The 1,456-nt window shown below is 65.2% G+C and carries 1 protein-coding gene; it reads right to left on the bottom strand.

Going from position 1 to position 1,456, the window contains the following annotated elements; translation table 11 throughout:
- Positions 1-93: 93 nt before the first annotated feature.
- A complete protein-coding gene (locus tag QMX81_RS20845; RefSeq protein ID WP_282264384.1) occupies positions 94-1,008 on the bottom strand; it encodes an IS110 family transposase in 915 nt (304 codons plus the stop codon).
- Between the last annotated feature and the right edge of the window lie 448 nt (positions 1,009-1,456).

The following is a 1,456-nucleotide window of genomic DNA, read 5'->3' as shown; positions in this document are numbered from 1 at the left end:
GGGGTTGGGGGGCGGACCTCCCCCCCCCCGGGGGGGGGGCGGGGTGGGGCGGGCGGGGGGCCGGCAGCCGTTGGAGATGTGCCCCGGCGCGCTTCAGGCGGGGATCGGTTCGCTTTGAGCGTCGCGCATCCGGGCGTTGAGGATGACCAGCATCTTGCGCATGACAGCTACCAAGGCGACCTTGCTCGCCTTTCCTTTGGCTTTCAGGGTCGCGTAAAAGTCACGTAGCTTGGGCTCGTAACGGATGGCAGTTAGCGCCGCCATGTAGAGTGCTTCGCGCACTACGGCCCGGCCCCCGGTGATGCTGCGCTTGCCCTGCCAGGTACCGCTCTCGCGGTTCATGGGGGCCAGGCCGACCAGCGAAGCAATGGCCTTGCTCCCCAGTGTTCCCAGCTCCGGCAGTTCGCAGGCCAAGGTGCTGACCAGGATCGGCCCAGCGCCTTTAAGCGTTCCGATGTTCTTCCAGCCCGGCTGCGCGGCGAGCTGCTCGGCAATGGCCTTGTCCAGCTGTTTAAGATCTTCGGATAGCTGGGCAAGATGGCGCTGCTTGATCGTGATCAGGACTGGATCGGTCAGCTGCCGCAAGCGCTGCATCTCGCTGACGCGCATCTGCACCAGATGGCGGCGGCACTGGGCAAATTCGGCCAAACGCCGCTGCCAAGGTGCCGGTGGCACGTAGCGGGTGAGCGGTAAAAGGTGAGCCATCTGCGCCAGCACGGCTGCATCGAGTCGATCGGTTTTGGCAGCACGTCCCGTAGCTTGGGCGAAGCGGCGTGCCCGAGCGGGATTGATGCGGACCATCGGAAGCCCAGCCTCGTGCAAAGCCTCCAGGGCGGCACGCTCGTAGCCGCCGCTGGCTTCCAGAACGACCTGCGTGATGGGCCATTGTTTCAGCCATTGAATCAGCCGCACAAAGCCGCGCTTGTCGTTGCTGAATTGGTCAAACGCCTGTTCATGGACAGCCACATCCAGCGTGGCCTGACTTACGTCGATCCCGATCCCATACATGGCAGAACTCCGCTAGGCTGACAGGGTCGAGAGCTCCCCCCGCTTGCCCAGTCTTATCAGTCCGAGCGCCAACTCGATCAACTGTTCGGGCGGATCAGGGAGAAACCGGCGTGGGGACCCAAGCTACCTAGCGGTCGCAAGACCTAGAGCCACACGGTCGCCCACGCCGGGCTCTCGGCACCTAAAGTGCCAGATCGCCAAGAGATAAGAGCCACGCCATGCGTGGCTGCTTTGCCTCAACCAGGATCCGGCGCGTCAGGCGCACGCTGCTGTGCCGAGCTTCGCCCGGCAGCTCTCCTCAGAACCACCTTGAAACTGTGAGCGGGACGGGGCGGGTGGGTTGTCGGGACCATGAGCGCCATGGATGGCGCGACATGAGCCTCCATGGACGGATTCACGGCGTGGGCCGCCCACCCCCCCCTCCCCGCCCCCCCCCCCCTAACCCCGG

This window comes from Stenotrophomonas sp. PS02301 (genome assembly GCF_029959485.1).
GTDB classification, from domain to species: domain Bacteria; phylum Pseudomonadota; class Gammaproteobacteria; order Xanthomonadales; family Xanthomonadaceae; genus Stenotrophomonas; species Stenotrophomonas maltophilia_Z.
The sequence above is the reverse complement of the archived record's forward strand: the minus strand, read 5'-3'. Positions and strand labels throughout refer to the sequence as shown.

What these genes read in the sequence shown, in the direction of transcription:
- QMX81_RS20845 (WP_282264384.1), bottom strand. Translation starts at nt 1,008, where the DNA reads ATGTATGGGATCGGGATCGACGTAAGTCAGGCCACGCTGGATGTGGCT.